The organism is Methylomicrobium lacus LW14, from assembly GCF_000527095.1.
Lineage (GTDB): Bacteria > Pseudomonadota > Gammaproteobacteria > Methylococcales > Methylomonadaceae > Methylomicrobium > Methylomicrobium lacus.
On sequence record NZ_AZUN01000001.1, the window covers coordinates 3,444,256 to 3,468,678 of the forward strand.

Below are 24,423 nucleotides of genomic sequence, written 5' to 3' on the forward strand. Positions count from 1 at the left end.
AAAGCCCCAACTCCACTTGAAAATTAAATGCTTCCCCTGCGACGCAAAAAGGAGGGGTACCGGGCGCAGCGCTGAACACCGGACTCACAGTGAATTCACCGGCAGTACAAGTCGTGTTGCCGGAGCGATAGCCCACGCACGTCTGATCTTTTACTGCCGACGTCGTTAATGCCCAAACAGAAGAGGGTGATGCCGCTAACAGGAGAAGAAAAACAAGAATTTTGGATAAATACCCTATCAAAAGGGAGATCATCAAAATGCCGAAGCGGGACAGTGTTGAGGGATAATTAGGAGTCATTGCAATTCAATATTCACGCGTCGGTTTAGTTGCAAAGAAAACATACCTTTTGCGTTATTCGGTTTTTTCATCACGCGCTGTTTTTTACCATGACAAGGTATTTTCATCAAACTTGAACCGCGCCCGGACATAAATACCTGGATCCAGATGATCGTTGGCCGCCAGATCGGGGTCGCTAACGCCTTTGAGGTTATAGCCGGCCGATAACCACAGGTTCTCAACCACCTGATAGCCGACTTCGGCGCCAACCGCATATTGGGTGGCGCCGCCCTTGCCGACATAGACCCCGGTTTGCAAGGACGCATCCCAATCTTTGATAAAATCCCAGGTCGCGCGCCCATAAAGCAATTGCGCCCAATAGACAGAATCCAGTACATAACTGCCGGTCAACGTTTTGTCGCTAGTCACTATTTTACCGGCGTAGCGTCCTGAAAGAATGACATCCGCATTGGCTTGATAATTGGCATGGGCAGAGACAATGTGCGTGCGAGTGCTCGAGCCCGCCGGGCTGCCGGTGATGTCCTCGTATTTGTGCTCGTAGCGGCCTAAGAGATTCCATACGTTTTGATCGACTTCACGGTAGGCGAAGCCCACTTGCTGGCGGGTTTGCAGCGTCTTGCCGGCGCTTTTATTGTCGATATAGGAGAAAATGTTGCGGCCGAGAAAACTCCAATCCCTGTTCAGCTTGTAGGACAATCCGATAGTATTGAGCAGGCTGTCGCTGGTATCGGCTTTGCGCAACTCCAGGCTGGCGCTGGTGCGGTAGCGCGGATGGGCGAAATATTCGACGGTACCGACCAAGGCGTTGGAATTGTTGCCCGCCAGGCCGTTGAACGTTTGGGTGGTCTCGAAGCCGCCGCCGACGCGGAAACCCTCGGAAACCATCCAGGTGTTGCGCACGCCCAGCGCCGCCTGGGCTTCACGCCCGGATTGGCTGTCGCGCAGGCGGTATTCGTTGTACATGTTGCCGCCTTTCATATAGGCGCTTTCAATACCGATCACGGCCGTGTTATTGGGTGCAAAGCTGTTGAGGTTGAACTGGCTGCCTAGCGTAGAGGCCAGTTCATAGCGGCCAAACAGCCGGGTCTTTTCAGATACCTGATAGTTGGAGCCGACAGCGAACAGATGCTTCTGCAAATCGCGCACATCCTGTTCGGCCTCAACATAAGTCTGCAGCCCGCTTACCCAAGGCATCTGCGCGGTGAATTTGCTGCGGACAGTCAGCAGTTCGTTCCTGACGCTTTCACCTGGCCTGGTTAATGCCGTCGGCGCGCAGTTAGCGGTCGTATAGGTCAGATTTGTCACGCAACTGCTGCCGCCGAGAACGCCCGTATCTACGGACGCGCGCATCCCGAGTTCGCCCAGCAGTCCTTCACCGAGGCGCTGCACGACATTGGCGATCACGCCCTTGCGGATGCCGCCGTTAACATCATCTTTGCTGTAAAGGCCTTCTCCCCTGAGCGTGGTGTCCGGGCTGAGCTTATATTCCACGGTAGCGGGAGCTTCTGTGCGTCCGGCTGTGCTGTAGGCGCTCTGATTGCTGAAGTTTTTATCCGTTTTGGTGAACTGGGCGCGCGCCTTCAAGTCGCCCTGTTCGTGGCGGATTTCGATGCGCTCGGCGTCGCCGCTGCCGTTCAAGTCGGTGTTGCTGCGCGCCAATTCCCCGTTGACGACGGTTTTTTCGCCCAGTTTTGCTACCGCCGTAGCGCCCAGGAGGGTCGATTTTCTGCTAGGGTCATTATCCTTGATGCCGATGACGCCCAGCTGGATGTTGTCGGTGACCTTGATCTGGGCATCCACACCGCCGACCCCGAATTTGGGGCCGCCACCCGCGCCGCCTACGCCGTTTGCGCCGATTTCGTAGGTGACCCGGATATACTGACGGTTCAGGTTGGCATCGACCGATGGCACGGGGCCGCGAAATAACAGGCGCTTGCTCAGTGGCTCGAGGTTGTAATCGACAAAACGCACCTGGGTCGAACTGGCGAGCACGATGCTGGGCTGGTTGCGGTCACGGACCAGCACCTCCACTTTTTCGCTGTTCTCGATAATATTGCCGCCGTTAGCCAGTTCATAGGGGCCTGAAGTACCGTTAGCGGGAAATTCCTCGACAATCTGGGTTGAACCGTTATCGCTATAAAAACCGGTGACATTGAATCTGTTATCTTCGTAATGCCCCTTAACCCCGGTCAACGAACGGCTGTACTGGGTAAGCTGGCGCACATCGGTATTACCCGCCGTGGTGTAATCGCCGTACAGCAGGTAGGACTTGTCCTTATCCACCCTGACATACAACCGGCTGGTACTCTGGGCATCAAAACCTTTAGTCGCCGAATCGCCATAAATCGGATAAAACTGATCCGGCTGAATATCCCGGAACAGACGCTCCTGGGTTCCCTTGTCGCTGTCATACGCCGTCGTCAGCAAATACTTGCCCAACACGGAGCCCTTGAAGAAAAACGCCGCCCGACCTCTGGCCGTGGTCGTGTTATTGTCGCTGCTGGCCGACAGATGCGACAGTTCTTTTTCGAAAGCGTCGGTAGGCTTCGTTGCGGTCAGATTGCCGCTGGCCAGCCTACGCAGATTCAATACGCCCTCCAGAATACCGGCACCCACGAGCGGACGCAGTTCAGGGAGGTAGGCGATTTTGACTTCCCGTTCGATCATGCCGGCGCTGAGGCGGATAATCCCGTCGCTGGGCTCGCTTGGCGGCATCAGCACCACTTCGGCGCTCCCGCCCTGGACAAAAATCTGGGTGCCCGGCTCGGCTTGATTTAAGTCATTTGTTACCCAGCGTCCCCGATCCGTTTCCAGGGTCACCTGGGTGCGAACGGTGACCGGCACGCCCTTATCATCGGTCAGGCGCAGCTTCATCCGGATCGGCGTATTGCCATCGGCGATGGCGACGGCGGGAAGATCGAGCTCGAGTCTGCCCAGGGCGTCGGGCGCTGTCAGGGTAATTGTCTTTTCGCCGCGAGGATTGCCCGCGATATCGATTTGTTCGAGCTTGAGGGTATTGCGCCCCGGATGCAAACCCACGCCGATAAACTCCCACGCTTCCATCTGCTTGTCCGCAAGCCGGCTACGCTTGCCCACACGCTTGTCGGAAATCTCCCTGTTGTTGACTGTCAGCCGGAAAGTGGCGCCCAGCGCGCCTTTGACCCGGATATTGGCCTGATCGATAGGCAAGGTATCTTTATCCTTCAGGTCAACGAAGTCCAGGTTGTTGTCGAGCTTGGCGATCTGGTCTTCAAGTTTGACGACAGGCACCGGTGAGACGGGAACATCCGGCAACGCCAATGGGCGGACTATGTTCAGGTCGCGCGGCATTACGCTGGTAAAAGCCTGGGCGGCTCCTACGGTTTGCGTGCCGTTGACGGCGCCGGGCAATTGGCCTACCAGTCCCGCGGCCGGCAGGCCCCGGATATCGCCCGGATTGATAGGCCTGCCTTGCGCATCGAGACGGGAGCGCAACACAGAGTCGATCTCGGCGTCCGGTCTTTCCGCTATTGCTGCACGGCGGCGCGTGACCTCTTCGAGCACAGGGCCTTGCTCGCACACGGCTTTCCCGGCTTCGCTAGGATCATTGGCAATGGCAAAATCCGCCTTGTGCAGTTCGCCTTTCTTAAGATCGACGAATCGGCTATCGCCCTTGCCCGAGTTGCGGTTGGACAAGGGAATCAGTTTCGCGCCGCGCGGCAAGGTGGTGCTATCCAGCTTCAGCACATGGGTTACCGGCTTGATGCCGTAAAAACTGTATTTGCCTTCGACATCGGAAATGATGTAGGTGCCGTCTTCCAGAAAGATGCGTACGCCGGGCACGCCGATTTCCCCCGGCTCCTGGATACGGTCAGCATTGCAGTCCATATAGACTTTGCCGACGATGAAGCCCTCGTCGCTGAATACACCGCCCGTGACTCTTACGCGCGCCAATGCCTCCTGCGAGCGCAGAGGGCCGCTGCTGGCGACGGCGCGATTGATGCCGTCGCCAGCAGCGGCGCCCACGCCCACCCGTACCCGGTAATTTAGCTCAACGCTGCCTCCGACAGGGATGGTTTTGTCCGGGTCGGACCAGGTGATGACCGGACCGCGGCCGCCCTCGGGATCGGCGGCGCGGATGTCATCGATCAGGGTGCTGCCGGGCTCGTAAGCAAAGCCTGCGGGCAGACTGTCGACGATGCTGTAGCCGGTGATGGGCGAGGCGGTTTGATTGGTCAGAGTAATGCTGTAGTCAAGAAAATCGCCTAGCTCGACTACTGCCTTGGCCGCGGTTTTTTTCAAAAACAACTGCCCGCCGCTGCTGATAGCCGCCGGATCCAGCGGGATGTGATTGTGAAACACCGAGCCGTAATCTGGACCCAGGCGGAAGTTCAGATAATACGGTGCGGCCGCAGGGTCTGTCGGCGGTCCGTCCTGAGGCTGTACAAGACCCGCAGGCGCAATCCCCGCACGCGGCGCTATCGCGGACTGGAACGTATAACCGTTAGGCGCCGCCACCTTGAGAGAATAATCGCAATCCAGCGCGACCGGAGGACTTTTTAATACGAAGAAATAGGCGCCGTCAGAACCCGTTATCATGCTGATCGCATTACGGCTTTCGCTGGTGTAGCGGCCATCGGCGCCGAACTGCAACTGGTCGAGGGTAAAGTCCGGCGCGGGTCCGCCGCTGCATTGCTCCCGAACCAGCGTGACCTTGGCGCCCTGAATCAATTTGGCCGGGTTGGAGGCGTCGTATATCACGCCTTGCGGATCGATTAACAAGGCATTGGTCGTCGCCGACGATGCGGCAACAAGGGTTGCACCGTTAAGACTCTGGGCATCAAAAGCGGCGCTAAAGGCTTTATTGACAAAAGTCTCGCTGGTTTTCGCCGCCGCAAGATCGCGCACCAGGCGGACGGTGAACGTAATCACCTCTTCCTCACCGGCTTTGAGACTGCGGCTGCCATCGCTGAGGCTTAATTGCGGGATGTTCGGAAAGCCCAACCTCGCGTCCGTTTGATCCAGTTGCGCGCGGTCACAAATTCCCTGACCGATAGCCCCCTGATAAGCCGTACCCGCCGACACCAGCAGCCCTTTCTGCATCACCGGCGGGCCGAGCAGTTCCCAGGATTTAACAGGGCCATTGGCGCGGTCCATGGCAAAAGTGCAGTCCAGATTATCCGCCACTCTGATAAAGGTTGCGTCCGCCTCACCGATATTCTTGACTTTGATGGTATAGTCCAGCTCATAGGTGTCTGCCGAAATCTTGCGCGGCATCCCGACCGTCTTGCTCATCGACAGCGACAGAGCAGGTGCCGCGGCGGCCAGGGGCAGGACAACCGGATTGGACTCCGTACTGATATTGCCGGAGCCATCGTTAAAAGTCACAAAACCGCTGTTGCTAATGTTATCGCTGCCATTGCCGGCCACCTTAGCATCAAACGCCATGGATTCGGAGAGACCGGCATCCACCGGCGTCGTCAAGCCGATGGCGGCCTCAATGACGAGCGTCGGCTCGGTGAGTGTCGTCTGATACTCGTAAGGCATCGCGCCCCGCACACGGTACATTTTTATCGCATTAGGGTTGCTGGCGGTGAGTCCGCCGGCAAATGTCGTTCCAGCAGGGATGGCATCGCGGATCAGGACGAGAGACTTTGTCACCCCGTCGACTTTAATCGGGGTAGCGGCGAGCCCTGCTTCAGACGCAGGCAGTGCGGGCTGGCTGCCTGTATTCATGGCGGTCAGCGTGTAACGCACCGCTTGGCCCGGATTAACCGGCCCGGTTTGATCCGCTTTCTTGACAAGCGACAGCACGGCCGCATTGGCCGCTTTGATCACATCGGTATTGCTGCCGCTAGCGGCCTCGCCGATCGTTTTTACTTTCAATACCACGCGTGAAAGTCCGCTGGTTTGAGCAGCCGGCAGCTGCCCGATCGCCAATAAAAAAGCCGATTCGCCGGCGGCCAAGGCAAGGCCTGTGTTCGGATCGTTTAAACGAATAACCGCATCGGCATCATCAAAAAGGCCATTATGATTGCGATCATGCACGAGGCGCAGGGCGCCGAGGTCATAGTCATCGTTTTCCGCGTTGCTCAGTGAAACGAGATAGGTCGATGGGGTGTTGCCGGTATTGGTCAACACATGAGACAACACGGCGGTTGCACCTGCCGGAAGACTGACGCTCTGGTCCTGGGTCAGCGTCAATGCCTCAACGTTTTGTACCGTGACCTCCACGATGTTGGAATAGAGCGTTTCGCTTGCCGTCCCGCCATAAGGAACATAACTGGCTTCGGCACGGTTCTGAATGACAGAGCCTGCCGCAGGCATGGCCGCGCCCGCTTGTCCGGCAAACAGGCTCATAAAAAGCAGCATGTAGATCATCGCAGCAAGGGCTTTATAAGCCAGCACTGCAGTAATCCATTGATGCAACTTTGTTGTTATTGTCATTTTTAAGAGGTGCTGAAAAACCCAGCGGCCTGGCGTTTTTCTTTGCACTCTTCCTATAAAGAGCGCAAAGGAAAACAGCGGCGCTTCATGCTGATAATCGGATTAGTGTTTCTGCCATTTCCGCTTGAGACCTGACAGGGTTTAAAGCCTGTCAGGTCCGGAAGGAGCCGAAGGATAGGTTTCGGCTATGGTCTGCTACTTACTGGTCGATACGAACCGCAAAGTCCAGTTGGACTGTCGCGGCTGGAGCTACCGTCGGCCAAGTGGCACAGTTGACTGTACCGCTACTACCCACTGCAGGCTTGGTTAGCGTAGCGCCGGCGCTGCAAGCACCGCCACTGCCGTAAGTCGTGAAGGTCGGCGTGGCATCATTGATGACCACATTGGTGACATCCGCGTCGCCTTCGTTGGTGGCCACAATCTTGTACCAGATACATTCGCCCGGTTTTTGACTCAGGGCAGTGATAGCGTAAGAAGCCGCGTTCGGAGCCGTACCGCAGTCAGTGCCGGCCCATGTTCCCAACGCCTGGGTTTTGACGAGACGAATCTGGCCCGCCAACACGGTGGTGGTATCCGCTATCGGCGCCGTCGTGCCGCAGCTTAATACGGTGTCGGTCGCGGTGATGTTGATCACATCCAACGCACCCGAGGTGGCGCCCGCCGGCGCTTGTACCTTCACCAACAGCTTTACGCCGGTGCCGGCAGACAAAGCGCTCATCGTCGTGGTGATGGTATCGGTTGCATTGCTGCCCCCGCCCAGAACGGTATCGGCCGCGTCAACCTGGCCATCGCCGTTGTTGTCACGATAAAGCAGATAAGACCAACCGGCTGCGGCTTGAGAGTTGGTTACGGTAAAGCTGAAATTACCGCCGCAACTATTGTTGCCGCCATTGGCCAGGGTATGGGGGTACAGGATAGTGCCGCCGGGCTGAATTTGACCGGTGCCGGACGGCGTCAGGGTCAGATTGATCAGCGGGGTCAAGGTCACGGCATCCAGCTTGATATCGCTGGCGCCGGTTGCGCCTGACATCACCCTGAAATACGTTCTGTATGAACCCGATAAAGCGGTCGGTCCGGCTGCCGGCGTTGTGACCACGGCGCAAAAATTCGCCGTGGTTGAAGGCGCAACCGCACCGGTATTGGTCACGACGGAGCCGAGTGTGCTTGCGCTGCAAGCACCCGTACCCGCGGTGTTCACATGGAAGGTCACCGTCCAGCCCGCCAGCAATGTGCCGGGCGAAAATGCGGCCGCGCTGGCAAGATCGCTTCCAGTGGTATCAAGCAAGTGATAACTCAGATTGTAGTTATCAATCGCTGTACCGCTATTGGCTACGTTCAAGTTGAAGTAGGCTATCGCACCTGGCGCTACAGACACGGTGGTGATCGCAGGACTTGCTACGCTGCCTGTACCCGCACCCAAACCGCCTGCGTTGGTCAAGTCGACGCTCGGCTGCGCAATGGCGGTCAATTGATCAAATACCGTATTGCTTTTACTCGGGTTGCCTTGCGATGTCGCTGTTTTGGATACCGTGAAGGGGCCCGTCGGACACGTCGGGTTACAGGCGTTGGCCGGCAGCGTCGCTTTCAAGACCACGGTATAATAAGCGCCAGCAGCCACGGGGCCTGTGTCGGGAATGCCGTCCGCATCGCTGCTCGTCAACGGCGTGCTGCCGTCGGACTTGAACAATTGGAAGGTGGTGCCCGTCGGGAAAGCCGTCGAACCGGTTGCGGTAACGCTGCCTGTGGTGATGTTAAACGTGTCGGAAGACGTGCCCGTGTTCCAGATGATGTTGTTGAACGACACCACCGCGCCGGGTGCTGCGGAAGCGACAGTCACAACATCATTGCCGGTGGCGGCTGTGTTGTTACCATCGGTTGATGAAGCCGTGCTGTTATTCGCCACGACACTATAGCTGCCGATCACCGTGAAAGGGGATTGGTTGGTCGTCGTGACAGTACCGAGCGCAGGAGAACAAGGTAAGCCGGTACAATCAACCGTGCCGTTATTGGCCCTGGCATATTGCGCGCTGTTGGTCGTCTCGCTGGTACCTAACGGCGCGCCGGCATCAACCGTCACCTTGAAGGTAATGAAACCCGAAGCGTTTGCCGGCACGTTCGCGATGAACGCTTCTATCGTGGTTGTGCCAGCCGTAATTGCCTGGTACACAATGCCGCTAGGATCGCTGGTATCCGTCGCATCAGTCAGCGCCGTCGCACCGGAACTGGACCATCTGGCGGAACCGGTCACATAACTGTAGCTGGCCGTAGTGCCGCTGCCGATCAGATCCTTAAGGTACAAGGGGCCGGCCGCGTTACCGGAGTTGGTATAGGCCAGTTTATATTCGACTTCTGTGCCTGCAGGGCCAGTCGTCAACGAACTGATGATCGATTTGTTGACGGCAAACACAGGGATGTTGTTTGCGACCGTCAGGGTATCATTATTAGACAAGGTCGCTGTTGCGTATAGAGAGGCGCTAACAGGCACAGCCGTGACGACTTCGGGAGCCGCCATTGTGCCGTTTGCAGCCGTCGCCTTAACGTTCATCACGACAACAAAGTGAAAGGCATCACCCGCTGCAAGCAAGCCAGTTGAAGCAGTACATCCCGAGGTGCCATTTACAACAGTACAAAGCGGTGTCGTCCCGTCCGGCTGACCGTCCGCATTGGTATCGGGATAAATCGCCACGCCTGACAAATAGGTCGTATCAAACGTAGTCGGCAGGGTGATGTTAAAGGTATCCGAACCGTTACCGGTATTGGTTAAGGTGTGCGGCATATAGACGGCGGTACCGGGGGCCGCTGTCTTGGCGTTATCAGATACCAGCGTGTAGCTGCCGACTTGGGTGACAGTCGTCGTTACTTCATTGGAGCTGGCGTGTTGCAGCGTGCCGCCGGTGTCGTTATAGTCGGCGGTCGCCCGGTTGGAAATCGTAGCGCCTGCCATCGGTGTTGCAGCCTGCGCACTCTCTGATAATACCGTCATCAGCGATACGGCAGCGATCAAGCCGATGAGAAAGCTGAAGCCAAAGCTTCGCCTGTTCAGCGGCGGGGGCGCCGTTGGGATATTACTAAACATTAAATTGACTCCTGAGTTAAAGAAACGATGCGTTTGGAGGGGGTAATAAATACTCTTGAGGGATCGGCGACGAAGGGTAAGAAAGATGCCGTTTTTGTCTACTTGAGCTTCGCCGGCGTAGCGGGTTTGACGACCAGCTCTTCAGGCGATTTCGGTAAGGCGATAACGCGCATGCGTGCGCTAACCGCGGCTTTTTTACCGGCATCCAGATTACCGATTTCCCAACGCAGATTGCGATATTCTGGGTAGGGAACCTCAACCCGTTGATCTTTGCCATCCTTATCCTTAATGGTGCGCATCAATGGCTCAACGGCATAATTGACGCCATCGGTAGTGGCTAATACAGAGGATGGCCGTGCTGATCGCTTGACATATTCAAGCCCTAAAGGCACCGGCAGCGATCCCTTAAGTCCGGAAATGCTTTGCTTGCTGCGATTGCGATATACGGCGGTATATTCCACTAGATCGCCCGGCTTGATACGGGGGACATCTTCCAATATTTCATTACCTTTGGCATCGGTAACGACACGTTTCATTGTCAATTCAATAGTAACGGCGTCTTTCTGCTGAGCACCTGCCATCGCACTGGTGTTACCAAAGGTGCTTGCCAAAAACACACATAGCAAGAAAACCTGGGCCGTACGCCTGTTGCCGGCAATCGCCCGACTGATTTTGTTTATATTCATTGAACTGACCTCTTGGTTTGGCTGAAGGTAAAGGAAACTTTGACTAACTCGACTCCTCCCATCGTACGGCAGGTTCGCTATGAGCGGGATCAACGACTTTACGGTCGCCCCGCGCTTGTCGAAGGGTTAATCAGAATTTCCTAAAATTAGGATTCGATCACAAAATTAGTATGAATCTTAAGGTTTGCCGGTCGATGCATTAAAAATGTGAGCAGGTTCACAGAATATATTCCGGTACCAATTACGGTATCGATTCGAAGTTTGTTTGGTGTTAACTCATGAGCTATGCTGACTAAAAATTAACTCATTCAATCACAAGATGTTTTTTGGGAATTGGCTAGCGCATTTTCTATGTTGCTAATAATATTGAAAAAAATTTACGGTTTTCTTGGCAAGCGCAGTCATTGCCGAGGGCAACGGACGCAAAAATGAGGGTGTTGCGAGTCAGCAGTAATCGGCGCCGGATGGGATATGCATCCCGTCCGTAATGTTTCAAAGGGCTTGAACATACGGGATGATTTGTGCGTGCGAACAGTCTTCAAGCGTTTGGGACGGGGTTGCAAACCCCGTCCCGCTTAGTTATTCCTGCCGATCCCGCATTAAACGGCGCTGTAAAAAACCGTTATCTGAAGGTGGGTGTTGTTCCGGAGCCCGAAGCCGGACGGGATATGCATCCCGTCCGTAATGTTTCAACGGACTTGGGTACATGGGCTGATTTGTGTGTGCGGACAGTCTTTAAACGTTTGGGACGGGGTTGCAAACCCGTCCCGCTTAGGATGCCCGACATGCCGCAGCATGCACGGGCGGGCTTTCGATCAGGCTTGCGTCGTAATCGTCCGGAGCCTCGAAGCCAAGCAGATTCAGCACGGTCGCGGCCAGATTCGACAGGCCGGGTGCCGGCACATCCTGGCGCAGTTTATAGCCCGGATTCGCCGCCCCGGAAATCAATACGAACGGCACCGGATTCAAGGTGTGCGAGGTCTTGGCCTTGGTGCGGCCTTCCGCATTGCGTTTCACGTTGCCTTTTTTGTCGAGTTCGTACATTTCGTCGGCGTTGCCGTGGTCGGCGGTGATGATCGCCGTGCCTTGCGCCGCCAAAATGGCCGGAATCAAACGCGCCAACTGCAAGTCCAGGCTCTGCATCGCAGTCACCGCCGCCTCGAAATTGCCGGTATGGCCAACCATGTCGCCGTTGGCGTAATTGACGCGCAGGTAGCGGTATTTGCCGCTGCGAACCGCTTTGATCAGGTCGTCGGTGATCTCGGCGCATTTCATCCACGGGCGTTGTTCGAACGGCACGTTGTCGCTCGGAATTTCGACATAGGTCTCCAATGCGTCGTCGAATTTGCCGGAGCGGTTGCCGTTCCAGAAATAAGTGACGTGGCCGAATTTCTGGGTTTCGCTGATCGCATATTGCGAAATGCCGTTTTTGGCCAGGTATTCGCCCATGGTCCGCTCGATGGCGGGAGGTTGCACCAGAAAGCGCGGCGGCAGATGGGTGTCGCCGTCGTACTGCATCATGCCGGCATAGGTGACTTTCGGCAACGGGCCGCGGTCGAACGGGGTGAAATGCTCTTCGGTGAAGGCGCGCGAAATTTCGATGGCGCGGTCGCCGCGGAAATTGAAGAACACCACCGCATCGCCGTCCTCGATCGGTCCCACCGGTTCGCCGTCCTTTGCGATCACGAAGCCGGGCAAATCCTGGTCGATCACGCTGAGTTCGTCGCGGTAGGTGACGATCGCCTCATGGGCGCTGGCGAATGGCCGGCCTTTGCCTTGTACGTGGATGTCCCAGCCGCGCTGCACCATCGCCCAATCCGCTTCGTAGCGGTCCATCGTGATGGTCATGCGGCCGCCGCCTGAGGCGATCGCGACATCGAAGCCGGGGCCGCGCAGTTGCTCCAGATAGGCCTCGAACGGATCGACATAATCGAGCGCGGAGGTCTCGCCCACGTCGCGGCCGTCCAACAGAATGTGAATCCGCACCTTCGACACGCCTTCTTGCTTGGCTTGCTCCAGCATCGCACGCAGATGGTCGATATGGGAATGGACGTTGCCGTCGGAGAACAGGCCGAGAAAATGCAGGGTGCCGCCGTGTTTGGCGGCAGCCACGACTTCGCGCCAGGCATGGCCTTGCCACAAGTGGCCTGTGGCGATCGATTCCGCCACCAGTTTGGCGCCCTGGGCAAACACGCGCCCCGCGCCGATCGCGTTGTGGCCGACTTCGCTATTGCCCATGTCCTCGTCGCTGGGCATGCCGACCGCGGTGCCGTGCGCGAGCAAGGTGGTCATCGGATAGGTCGCCATCAGACGGTCCAGCGTCGGGGTGCGCGCGGATTTGACCGCATCGCCGTCCTCGCGCGGAGAAATGCCCACGCCGTCGAGCACGATAGTGACGACGGGACCTGGACAAGCGGAAAAGCGGGAAGATTTTTCTAATTTCATAGGGTTTCGAGGGAGTAAAAAATAAGCGGAATGAATAAAAGTGAGCCGCTGGGGCGATCAAGCGCCTATTTTACCACGCGTTGCTCTACCTCCTGCACCCATGCAGTCGTACCCATACTACAATTTGCCCATCTTACGGGTTGCTCTTCGGATTGATCTGATGGTTGCCTCATCAATCAGGCTAGACGATTGTACTGGCAAAAATACAGTTATTTTCATGATTGTTCCGTATCTAAAGTCTTTTTGATCAACTCCTTATCCAGCGTCAGCAAGGTCACGCCATGAGTTTTCGCGGTCGCGGCAATGATCGCATCGGGCAGTTTTATCCGGTGCTGGCGCCTGATTTGAATGGTCATATCCTCGATCAATGGCGTGAGGCTTAAATGCGCCATCCGATCGAGCAGATTATGAATTGCGCGCTCTTCCTCTGCCGTAATGCTGTGGAAACCAAGCAACTCCATGCGGGTTATGGCACTGTACCCGCAATCGGTTATGCTGATTCCTTCCAACGCCTTAACCGCGGATTCCCGGCCTTTTAACAAACCGATGATGATATTAGTATCCGGCAAATACTTAATCCCATTCATCGCGCATCGCCTTTTGAATTTCGAGCGGATCGCCTTGGAACGATGGGGAGTTCGCCAATACGCCGGCGAAGTCGGTTATCAGTACGTCCTTGGTTCGTTTGGCGCTCGCATGTTCAGTCAAGGCATTCTTGATTACTTGCGCCGCGCCGATGTGTTCCTGCTCAGCCAGTTGCGCCAAGAGTCTGGCGGTTTCGTCGTCTAACTCTAATGTCATCATGATTGTTTCCTTTTGTTGATAGCCACGTCTGCCCGTCTGATTGCAGCGCGGTAGCCAAGTAGCCAAGTAGCCAAGTAGGGTGGGCAGCGCTAAGCTGCCCACCGACTTTGCTGCAAATGGTGGGCAAACGATGAAGCTGTTTGCCCACCCTACCGGGCTTATTTTACCATGTGTTGGCCGTAGAGCGGTTTCGCATCACGACGGTATAGACGCAGAGGGTAGGGAACCAACAGTAGGCGCTTTAGGCGGCGCTGGAGCATTTGCCGAGCAAACCGCCTTTGGCGAAGTTGCAAAGAAGGGAAAAGATGGAAAACATTCGTTCGTCTTGATCTGTGAAAAATTCGGATTTATTGGCTTCGATGACGGTCGATTGCGGGCGCGAAGCCGTCCTACAATTGATGGGTTTCGCTGTTGCTCTTACGGCTACGGTCCTTTTATTACCCAAAGCGGGGAAGGTTTTTAATTTTCAACAGCTTATTAACGTAACGATTGACAATATTTTCACCACTTGCCGTTTTTTACGACATGTTTAATTTCAAATTTTTCCTGAATTTTCTTCATTTCATCACTGGCTTCGAATTTCCTACAAATCTCACACGTTTCCGTCTCAGACAGCGGATAAATTTGAACTTCCACATGATCTTTATTTTTCAAATTTCCATTATCAACAAACATCCAGGCAATTTTTTGCGCCTCATCAAGAAAGTTAATTGAAACGCTTGGTTCATCAGGCGTCGGAATTCTATAGTTTCTCGATTGAATAAGGTGTTCTCGTAACGCAAATTTTTCGACTAAAGAAACGACTTCATATCTTGTTTCTTTGGTCGTATAAACCTCAAAGCTGAAAGCAAATTGCCTATTATCGGCCTTACAACCTACCTCAGCCAACAAAATAAAGCACAAATATATCAAACGAAGATTCATAAATTTTGGCTACCCATACGTTATTGTGTCCATTCATTATATTTAACATTGATGTAAGTCTCCACTGGCAACACAACACCAAATAGAACTGCACCTATTACATTGTTTAAACGAGGGGCAAAGCCATTGCCCGTTCCCCGCACATCTACGCTTACATCGCTATTCACCGCTGTCGACGTGGTGCCGACGACTCGCCCATCAAAAATATGACCGAGTTGGGTTGCATTTACCCAAGTCGTGCCATCAAAAGTATGAATAATTGGGTTGTTGCCAGACAGGTTAATAGGCCCTTGAGCCGGATCTGTATTAAAAGGCACAGAAGAATAATTTGAAATATTAGCAATCATTGACGCAGAACAATTATTGCAATAAGTGTATTTATAATCATAAGCATGAGGACCAGGCGGGTCTATCTCGTTCCCTCTGTACACGACAAAAAACCTAAACTATTGATTTACAAGAAGGGAAAATAAGGAGCTTGAAAGTCCATCGCTAATCGGTTTCACTCTCTTGCGACCAAACAGGAGGTGAAATGGAATTGAGCGATGGACTGAGAGTGATTCTAAAAGGACATTTAGATTGGGGCAAGTGCCGGTTGGATTGTTTTGTTGGGATGCTATTGGCCTTAGAGCTGTAGGGCGGATTCGCCGAAGGCAATCCGCCATTTCGAAGCATGTACCCGTTCTCGGCGGATTGCTAACGCGAATCCGCCCTACGGTCCTTTTTCATCAACCCGCACCGTACCCGCGCCGGAATGCGCTCGCAACGTCGGCACATACATCGCTTCGGCATAAACCGGCGGCACATTGAAAACACCTCCGGCGGTCGCCTTGGCGCGGTAACGGTACTCGGCCATCTCGGTGCTGACCGTACCGTACAGGAGAACCCGGTCCTCGCGCACATCGACATAATCGGCTGTCCAGTTGCCGCCGGTTTTGAGCCTATCCTGCCAGCGCGCGAAATTTTCCTCGCTCTCGCCGTCTTCCTCAGAATTGGTCTGCTCCTTGGCGGCAGGATTTTGCAGCACCGCTTCAAAACCGCCGGGCAGCAAATCGACGATCGCGACATTGGCGATAGATTCGCGGTCGATCGCCCGCACCCGGATCAGGACCGTGACTTCCGCCCCCAGCGGAATTTTATCGAGCGGCTTGCCGTCGTCGTCCAGGTAGTTTCGGATGATTTCGAAGCCGTTGCGCACCTCGGCGGTCGGCGGCTGTAAATCGAAGCCCGATTCGGCAACCGCGTAATACAGCGGAAGACTGCCGTCGCCGGCGAATTCGAGCTCGGCCGTGTCGGCCGGAAACGCCGCGCGCGGTGCGAAGTTTTGCGGCAGCGGCAAGGATTTGTGTTGGCCTGAGTCGTCGATCGCGGTAATCGACAGTTTCTGGGCGATTTCGGGCGGCAGCACCTCCAGATAGGCGTCGAAGGCCAGCAGCAGATAAGCCGAGGACAGCGTGTTGAAACGGTCTTCCTGTAACTGCTTGCCGATCGCTTCGAACAGCGAGGTCGGCATTTTCCGGAGCCGGTCCGGGAAATGCTTCGCCAGCACATAGAGCGTCTGACTTTGATAAATCAACGGATCGTAATACTCGGCGAAATCGAACTCCCCGGCGAATTTACCCAGCTTTTCGGCGGGAACCTTGATCAGCTCGTCGGCGACGGACGGCTGCTGCAACAGCTGATAGCTGGCCGCGAGATAGACCGCGACCAGATCGTTTTGCCATTCCTCCTCCCGATGATTCGCCCGCAACGCTTCCCGAATCCCGGTCAGCGCCGCGGTCGTGACGGTGCCCTGGCGGGTCAGCAAATACGCGGCATAGGCGCGAGCGCGCAGGCCGTCCAGATCCTCTGACGGACTGGCCGACAGGGTTTGCAGGTAATTCAAACTGTGTTGCAGCATGTCGGCGGGAACCGGAAAGCCGTTCGCGGAGGCTTCGAGCAGCATGTGGGTCGCATAGACCGACGCGAATTCATGCGCCTCGGGCGATGCGGTCCACAGGCCGAAGCCGCCCTCGCTGTTCTGGCGGGTGCGCAGCACCGAAAACAGTTTCAACAAATCGCTGCCGGTATCGCCGGGCTCCGGCTTCTCCGCAAACTCGGGGCGTTTGTGCAGCACGATGCCCGGTATCGCCTTGCTGGTCAACTGCTCGGTGCAGTAGTGGCTGAAATTGTCCAGATAGGCGGAGAGCCCCGGCATCGCGACCAACGGCAGCACCGACAGCCCGGCGCTGACCTTGCGGTATTCGGGATACATCTGGCGCAGGCCGGTAATTTCCTGTTTTCCCTTGAACGTGCCGAGCCTGAGGTTGGCCATTTTCGGCACGGCCGGACGCAGACTCAGGTGGCTGCTCAATTTGGCCGACTTGCCGCCGCTTGTCGCGCTAAAGCGCAATTCGGCATCGCCGAGCAGAGCCGCCATGCCCGCCTTGGCCTGCAAGGTGAAGGTCGCGGCGCCTTCATGGCCTTCGGCGATCGTGAGCGTCTGTTCGGCGCCGCCCTTGACCTGCAATTGCGGCGGCACGGTCAGCGCGACTTTGACCTCGGCTTTCGCGCCGCTGCCCTCGACATGATTGGCGATGCCGGTGCTGACCGTGAATGCGTCGCCCGGCGCGATCATCGCCGGCACATTCGGCGTGATGATCAGGTCGCCGCGCACCTGGGTACTGCCGGCCGCGCTGGCGATCCTCAGGTCGCCGACCGCGACCGCGAAAATCTTCATCGCGCCGTTGAACGTCTCGGGCACTTCGTAGCTGAATGTTTTCTCGCCGTCGATGTCGACGATGCCGGACCAATACACGGCCGGCTTGTCGCGTTTGCGCTTAAACGGGTTCAGATAGGACGCGGCTTCCTCTTCCTCGCCGTCGCCGCCGGGCGCGGAGGCTTGCAGCAGTTTTTTAAATTCGGGCAGGATCAGATCGAGAATCTGCGCGGTCTTGACTTCGAGCTGGCGCTTGCGGAAGAAATGGCCGAGCGGATCGGGATTCTTGTAGCGCGCGACCTGCAGGATGCCTTCATCGACCGCGAACACGACCACCCGCGCCGGGCCTTCGCTGGTCAGCTTTATCGGTAAGGTCTCGCCGGGCTTGATCCGCTCCGGGGCTTGAATCGTCAACGGCTGCGTATGCGGGACCAGGCTGACCTTGAACGGCGCGACGCCATAAGACAGAGGGCTCATGAAAATCTCGTCGGAGCCCGGATCGCGAATGAATTGCACCGACACATAGCCGTTGCCGACCAAATCCGGCGGCACTTCGATCGTTTGCACGCTCGATTGCGTGTCGGCATGGAACCAGGCGCTCGCATAGACCTTGTCGCGCTCGATCGTGATCAGCCCCGAGCCGGTATAGGGCGCGCGGATATTCAGTTTGATCGTCTCGCCGGGCTCGTAAGTCGATTTGTCTAGGGTCAGTTGCAGTTCCGCATTGCGGTCCAAAGTTCGGGACACGTTGCCGAGCCCTGCGACGCTGTAGGCGATTTTGGACAGTACCGCGCCCTCCGCGTTGCGCACCTGATAGACATAGTCGCCCGGCGTGGTGCTGTCGAGCGCCAGTATATAGCCTTCCTTCGGCAGGGCCAGCGGGGATTTGTTCAGGCTGATTTCCTTGATCCGCGACTCGTAGCGGTAGGTGCCGTCCTGCTGGCGGATCAACACCGATAATGCCTTGCGCTCGATCAGTTCGAGCGTCAGCGTGTCGACTGCGGTTTTCTGTAAATTCGGATCGATCGCGATCAGTTCGACGTTGCGCTTCGCATCGCGGGCGACGAAATCGAGCCCGCCGTCGGCCTTGTAGCCGATCAGATAGGGCAGGTCGGAGACCAGGATATCCGCCTCGGCCGCGACGCTGCGCCCGCCTTTCGCTTCGAACGCGCGCGCGAGCAAATGCAGCTTGTAGGTCGCCTTCGCGTAGTTTTCGAGGCCGAGGTTGAAGACCGCATTGCCGTCCGCGTCGGTCTGGGCCGGATTCAGGCCCTGATCGTAACCTTGCTCTGCAAAATGCGGGTCGTGGAAACGGTAATCCTTGAAGCGGGGGAATTCCGGCAGGCGCGGGCTCAAGGTCAGGCTGGCCTCGACGGTGCGGTCTTCGGCCGGCGCGCCGTACAGATTCTGCACGTTCACGGTCGCCTGCAAATCCTTCGGATGCAGCCAGCCCTCGGTGACCGGCTTCGAAAAGCGGATCGCCGCCTTCATCCTATCGGGTTGGAACTCCTCGACCTTGACCGAAACCGAGCCGAGATGCTTGTCCGACTTGTTGTTCTTGACCGTGTAGAGATTGACCGTATAGATGCCGGTCGGCGAGCTTTCGAGCGTCTCGTGCGCGAGTTCGTTGAAGCCGCCCTGGCCGAGGTTCAATTTGGCTTTTTTGACCGCAAGGCCGCGCGGGTCGAGGATTTCGGCTTCCAGCGGCAGGCCGGCGAGAGGCGTATCCCATTTCTCTGCTTTCACCATCATGCCGATGTGAAATTCGTCGCCGGGCCGGTAGATGCCGCGGTCCGAGAACAGGTAGGCGCTGAGCTCGCCCGCGTCAAGCGCATTGGCCGCGCCGCCGATATCGAAGCGCGAAAAATTCAGGTCGCGGTCGTCCCGGCCGAGCGGCAGGAAGCTGCTGTCGCCTTGATAGGAGGCCAGGTACAGCACCGGTTCGCGTTCGCGCTCCAGTCCCGCGAGTTTCGAGAAACGATATTTCCCGTCCGCATCGGTCTGGCCTTTCATCAGGGTCAGGCCGTTCTTGCCGATCACCGAGACTTCGACGCCTTGCTGCGGCGCGCCGGTCTGAATCGATTGTACGAAGACGACCTGCGAGCCGTCGAGTTCGGTCTTCACGATCATGCCGAGGTCGGTCACCAAGACCAGGCGCTTCTCTTCCGGCTGACCGGAATCGTCTTCATCATCTTCGGCATCATCGTCCGATGCTTCGTCTTCCTTGGCTTTGGCCGGATCGTAACCTTTCGCGGTCAGCAGGAAGATGCCGCGTTTCGGCTGGCCTTCCGCATTGACCAGATAATTTTTCAAGTCGACCGCCTGATAATGCGGCTTGCCCTGGGCACTCTCGTCCAAAGGCAATTTCAGTTCGAATCGCTCGGTCAGGTTGTCCTGGCCGACATCGCCGTTGAATTCGGGGTGCGAGAAATCGCCGGAGGTCTGCGTGATCAGGTGCTGCAACTGGTCCGGCAACAGCCGGCCCAGTTCGACTTTCAGGCCCGGCACGTCGCGCGTCATCACGGCGATCTTCTTTTCGCCGCTCAAGGTCAACAGCGAGCCTTCGCCCATGATGTGCAGTTCCTTCGGAAACTCGGGTACTTGCAGCGCTTGGTGGACCGGCTTCGGCAGTTGATAGCCGCCGAAAGAGCGCAGGTCCTTCGAAACCCTGACATACAGATAACGGCCGACATCGGCATCGAAGCGGAACGCATGCGTCGTGCCGTATTCGTTTTCGGCCGGGATCGCATGCAGATCGACGCGCGGGGCTGTTTTCAGAATGTCGGCGGTGACCTGGTCGGCGGACCAATAAGCCGGGTGATCGCGTTCCTCTTCCGGCGTCTTCGGATCAAATTCGGGCAGGAGCCAGGCCTCGACCGCCTTGGCGACCTCCCGCTCATGAATCGGCACCGAAGTATTCACGACCAGGATCTGCTCCTGCTGGCCGGACTGGAGGTTCGGCGCGACGGTCAACTGCATGGCTTCGATCATCTGCTCGTCAAAAAGCCCCGGCACGCGCGTTTCGCTTTGCAACTCGGACGGAGTTTCCGCCTCCGAGCCCTTGGCCTTGACGCCCGGCTGCAACAGGAAACGAACCTGCTGCGGGTGCTGCGGAATCGCGAGCGGCCGGCTGTGGATGAAGGCGGTCAGGCCCAATTTGTCGTAGCTGACGGTAAAGGGGAGTTTCTCGGGTTTGATATTCGGATCTTTCGTGCCGACCAGCGTCAATTCAACTGCCTTTTCCAGCGAGGCGGTATCGACCGGGTGACTGAAGCGCACCTGAAATATCGCTTTCTTCAGCGCCGGGTCCAGAGGGTCCTGATAAAATTCGGATTTGTCGAGCGTAGCGGTGAAGGCCGGCGCATCAAACGCAAACTCGTCGCGCGCCAACAGGATGTGTTCCGCGACCAGGTTTTTTTCGAAGGTGACTTCAAACGATTGTCCGACCGGCCATTCCTTCTCCGGCTGTAACTCCAGCCGCCTGTCCTCCAGCCAGCGCCAGCGGCCCTTGACCTCCGGCCTGATCGTGACGCCGCCCGCAATGTCCTTGCCGGCCAGGTTCAGCGGCGCCACCGATCCCGTGAACGTGATCACCAGCGGATTCGGTTTGGCGTTCTTTTCCTCGATCTTCATCCGCTCCGGCGCCTCGACCGAGAAATCGATTGTGACCGGCTGCGGCCGCGTCTCCCACCAATGATAGCCGTACCAACTCGCGCCTCCGGCCGCCGCGGCCAGCAGCAAAGCCAAAGCGCTTTGCCAGAGATGGCCTTTGAGATAATGAAGACGAGCCGTGAACCAGCGGCTTGAACGTTCGACCCAGGCAGGCCTGTCCCAATGCCAGACGCCGAACAGAGCGCGCCAGCCCAGCAAAAAATAGTTCCATAGTAGGGACAACACCGCAAACAGTCTGGACATCGATCCATTCTCCAAGCAAGAGACAACGACAAAAAAGCAACTGAGATTTTACTCCATTCAATTCATTCAGAGACAATTTTTCATAGAGGTTTTTAATCACTATCAAGAACCTGTATTATGGCCAGAGATAGGCTGTATGAGGGAGGGATGCTATGCAGGTAGCAAGAAAATTGTTCGATAATTTCTCTCTGTTTTCCCGGTAAATTCTGCTTATTCGCTGCCATTTTCAACGAAAGACACAAAGCTTATTGAAAACGCTAGATATAATTTATAAAAGGAAGTTAGCGAAAATGCCCCGACTTAGCTATCCTGTTATTCCAATCGATGACAACGCCCCGGAATTCCCGGAGCAACTCGGTACGAAAACCAAATATTGGCTTCATATCGACAACAAGCGCTATCTGTTCAAAATTGGCCGTCCTAATACCGGCGAAAATTGGGCGGAAAAAGTCGCTTGCGAATTGTGTGCATTGCTTGGCTTACCCCATGCACATTATGAGTTAGCCGAGTGGATGGGACAAAAAGGGGTCATTTCCGAAACCCTTGTGCCCCCCGACGGACGCCTGGTGCCTGGAAACGAACTGTTATCGGAAATTTATACTTCCTATCCCGCATCACAGCGCTATCAAGTCAAGGACCATACCTTAGGGCGGATTTCCAGGTTGTTAAACAGCCCAGAAGTTATGCCGCCTTTAAATTGGATCCCTCCGGGGAAATCTATACAAAGTGCGTTGGATGTTTTTATCGGTTATTTGTTGCTGGATGCATGGATTGCCAACCAAGATCGGCATCATGAAAATTGGGGGATTATCAATCTTGATCGGATTTATTTAGCACCCACATTCGACCATGCCGCATCCATGGGGCAAAATGAAACTGATGCGAGCCGCAAAGAACGCTTAACCACTCGCGATCGAGGTAGGCATATTAGCCAGTATGTGCAAAGAGCTCGTTCAGCGATTTATTTAACAAAAAGTGATCAAAAGCCTATGACTACGGTCGAAGCTTTTGTTCAAGCCTCGAAAAGGGGGGCTGAATCAGCTAGACTGTGGCGGGAAATGCTAAGCAGCGTATCAAAAGAGCAATGCTTACGCATGTTTGAAGGCATACCTGGCTCGGAAATCAGTGAAACGGCGATTGAATTCGCCTTAACTCTTTTAGAACTAAACAAACAACGGTTATTACAAGAATCAGTGCCATGAAAGCGCTTTATATTGCTTGGCAAGACCCTCAAACCCGGTATTGGTACACTGTGGGGCGTTTGAGCCGTGAAAACGGCATGTACCGCTTTGTCTATACGCAAGGAGCGTTAAAGTCCCAGCGGTTTAAATACCTCGGCCGAATGCACGATTTGCGCCAAAGTTATTGGTCACGAGAACTGTTTCCATTGTTTTCAAACCGCATTCTAGATAGCTCCCGACCTGAATATCCCGAATATTTGCAATGGCTTGCGCTTGACCCAAGGGATCAACACGACCCGATGCAATTGCTTGCCCGTTCCGGAGGAAAGAGAGCCACCGATGAGCTTTGCGTTTATCCACATCCTGAGATGAATGAACGGGGAGAGGTCGAGCTGTTTTTCCTAAGCCACGGTTTACGTTATCTTGATTCATCGGCATTGCAACGAATTAGTCAGTTACAAAGTGGCGATCATTTGATTTTGCGTCGGGAAATCGATAATGCCCACGATCGCTATGCTTTATTGCTCGAAACAGAAGAGCCCGTAACGGTCGGTTATTGCCCACGCTATTTGAGCCGGGATTTGTGCGGGGTAATGCATGCTACCGATGTAAAGCTAACCGTCGAACGTGTCAATCAAGATGCGCCAATTCAGTTCCGTCTGCTTTGCCGAGCGGTTTTTACGCCACCTTTAGGTTTTGACATGTTTGCTGGTGACGAGCACCTGCCTTTGGGAAAAGAATCGGTTGCGGCCTGAATACAAACTGTATTTTCCTGAGAAATCATATTTCGGTAACAACGCTACTATTCGTTAAACCGATTCAAAGACACAATTTTCCGGATTATCTCTTCCACATCATCCAGTTCATGGTCATAGATACCGGTTCGATACGCTTCGCCCGTTGTCTCGATATGCGAGGCCAGCAACGGCCCGCCCTTTTCGCTGATCTTGATCCGGGTCAGGGTCGATAGCCCCGGCTGCAAGGGATTTTTGCGCAGTTCTTCCACCTCGAGGCCGATCCTGACCGGCACCCGTTCGGCGATATGAATGAAGTTGCCGGTCGCGTTGTCGGTCGGCAGCAGCGCGAACGAGCTGCCGGTGCCGGGGTTGATGCCCTGTACGCGGCCGTGGTAGATCCGTTCATCGCCATAGGCGTCTATCCGGATTTCGGCGGACTGTCCGGGGCGGATGGGGGCGATCTGGTTTTCGAGAAAATTCGCCTCGATCCAGAGGTCGTCGAGCGGCACGACCACCAGCAACGGCGCGCCGGGTTTGACCATGTCGCCGATCTGCGCGCGTCGTTTCGCGACGTAGCCGGAGACCGGTGCGACGATATTGCGGCGGCGGAATTCCAGGAAGGCCCGGCGCAGTTTGCTTTTGGCTTTTTCTACCGAAGGATGCTGGTCGACGCCGACGCCCTGCACCTCGGCTTCGACGCCGGCTTTTTCGGCTTCGGCTTCCTTGATCGCGGCTTCCAGTTCGCGGATTTTGTCCTTCGCGTTTTGCACCTGCTGTTCGGAGGCCGCGCCGTCCTTGAAGGCGCTCAGATAGCGCTGCAGGTCGTGGCGCACCTGGCTCAGGGCGGCTTGGCGGGTCTCGATGCGCTGGTGCAGGGTTTCTATGCCGGCGGTCAATTTTTCGATACGGCGCACCGTCTCGCCGAGTTCGGCCTGCGCCTGTTCGAGGTCCAGTTGCGCGCGGACGCCGTCGAGACGCACCAGTACCTGGCCCTGACGCACCTGTTGCGTATTTTCGGCGAGGATTTCGACGATCGTGCCTTCGGTTTGCGCTTTCAGCGTAATCAGGTGGCCGGTCACGAAGGCGTCGTCGGTCGCGGCCCAGCCCCTGGTCGTATACCACCAGTAGCCCAACGCGGCGGCGCCGGCCAGCAGCAGGGTCAAAGTCACCGCGGCCAGGCGGCGCTGGCGCAGGCGGATGATTTCCTTCGGTCTTATCGTTTTATGCATCGGA

13 protein-coding genes are annotated in these 24,423 nt (G+C 56.0%); 3 read left to right on the top strand and 10 right to left on the bottom strand.

The genetic code is table 11. The features are described 5' to 3' along the window. Positions 1-382: 382 nt before the first annotated feature. The 6 genes from METLA_RS0116030 to METLA_RS0116055 all read right to left on the bottom strand — a co-directional run bounded on the left by METLA_RS0116030 (position 383) and on the right by METLA_RS0116055 (position 13,735). Entirely contained in the window at positions 383-6,658 is a 6,276-nt protein-coding gene (locus tag METLA_RS0116030) for a DUF11 domain-containing protein (RefSeq protein WP_024299516.1), read from the bottom strand. Positions 6,659-6,923: 265 nt separating this feature from the next. Next, positions 6,924-9,800: a beta strand repeat-containing protein gene (locus METLA_RS0116035; RefSeq protein WP_024299517.1), complete on the bottom strand. Its 2,877-nt coding sequence runs from the start codon at positions 9,798-9,800 to the stop codon at positions 6,924-6,926. 98 nt (positions 9,801-9,898) lie between these two features. Continuing rightward, a complete protein-coding gene (locus tag METLA_RS0116040; protein WP_051459792.1) occupies positions 9,899-10,486 on the bottom strand; it encodes a DUF11 domain-containing protein in 588 nt (195 codons plus the stop codon). A gap of 771 nt (positions 10,487-11,257) precedes the next feature. Further along, on the bottom strand, positions 11,258-12,931 hold the full coding sequence (gene gpmI, locus METLA_RS0116045; RefSeq protein WP_024299519.1) for a 2,3-bisphosphoglycerate-independent phosphoglycerate mutase: 1,674 nt from the start codon (positions 12,929-12,931) through the stop codon (positions 11,258-11,260). A 215-nt stretch (positions 12,932-13,146) separates the two neighbouring features. Beyond that, on the bottom strand, positions 13,147-13,518 hold the full coding sequence (locus tag METLA_RS0116050) for a type II toxin-antitoxin system VapC family toxin (protein ID WP_024299520.1): 372 nt from the start codon (positions 13,516-13,518) through the stop codon (positions 13,147-13,149). Continuing rightward, positions 13,505-13,735 (bottom strand): hypothetical protein, encoded by a 231-nt coding sequence (locus METLA_RS0116055; protein ID WP_024299521.1) that lies wholly within the window; start codon positions 13,733-13,735, stop codon positions 13,505-13,507. The genes METLA_RS0116050 and METLA_RS0116055 overlap by 14 nt, the downstream gene beginning before the upstream one ends. A 130-nt stretch (positions 13,736-13,865) precedes the next feature. On the opposite strand from METLA_RS0116055, the gene METLA_RS21030 reads away from it, so the two are divergent. Beyond that, positions 13,866-14,198: a hypothetical protein gene (locus METLA_RS21030; protein WP_152539460.1), complete on the top strand. Its 333-nt coding sequence runs from the start codon at positions 13,866-13,868 to the stop codon at positions 14,196-14,198. 38 nt (positions 14,199-14,236) lie between these two features. Here the strand turns inward: METLA_RS21030 and METLA_RS0116060 are convergent, their stop codons facing one another. The 3 genes from METLA_RS0116060 to METLA_RS0116065 all read right to left on the bottom strand — a co-directional run bounded on the left by METLA_RS0116060 (position 14,237) and on the right by METLA_RS0116065 (position 21,272). Next, entirely contained in the window at positions 14,237-14,659 is a 423-nt protein-coding gene (locus METLA_RS0116060; protein ID WP_024299522.1) for a hypothetical protein, read from the bottom strand. 20 nt (positions 14,660-14,679) lie between these two features. Further along, positions 14,680-15,006, bottom strand: a complete 327-nt coding sequence (locus METLA_RS22700) for a hypothetical protein (RefSeq protein ID WP_152539461.1) — start codon at positions 15,004-15,006, stop codon at positions 14,680-14,682. A gap of 365 nt (positions 15,007-15,371) precedes the next feature. Next, the gene (locus METLA_RS0116065) at positions 15,372-21,272 is read right to left on the bottom strand and encodes an alpha-2-macroglobulin (protein ID WP_024299523.1); all 5,901 of its coding nucleotides are present in this window, start codon (positions 21,270-21,272) and stop codon (positions 15,372-15,374) included. Between the two features lie 290 nt (positions 21,273-21,562). Here METLA_RS0116065 and METLA_RS0116070 point away from each other — a divergent pair, with 290 nt between their 5' ends. Both METLA_RS0116070 and METLA_RS0116075 read left to right on the top strand, forming a co-directional pair. After that, the gene (locus tag METLA_RS0116070; protein ID WP_024299524.1) at positions 21,563-22,474 is read left to right on the top strand and encodes a HipA domain-containing protein; all 912 of its coding nucleotides are present in this window, start codon (positions 21,563-21,565) and stop codon (positions 22,472-22,474) included. Further along, complete coding sequence (locus METLA_RS0116075; RefSeq protein ID WP_029646732.1) at positions 22,471-23,208, top strand: HIRAN domain-containing protein; 738 nt, start codon at positions 22,471-22,473, stop codon at positions 23,206-23,208. The genes METLA_RS0116070 and METLA_RS0116075 overlap by 4 nt, the downstream gene beginning before the upstream one ends. 47 nt (positions 23,209-23,255) lie before the next feature. Here the strand turns inward: METLA_RS0116075 and METLA_RS0116080 are convergent, their stop codons facing one another. Continuing rightward, positions 23,256-24,419, bottom strand: a complete 1,164-nt coding sequence (locus tag METLA_RS0116080; RefSeq protein WP_024299526.1) for an HlyD/EmrA/EmrK family protein — start codon at positions 24,417-24,419, stop codon at positions 23,256-23,258. Between the last annotated feature and the right edge of the window lie 4 nt (positions 24,420-24,423).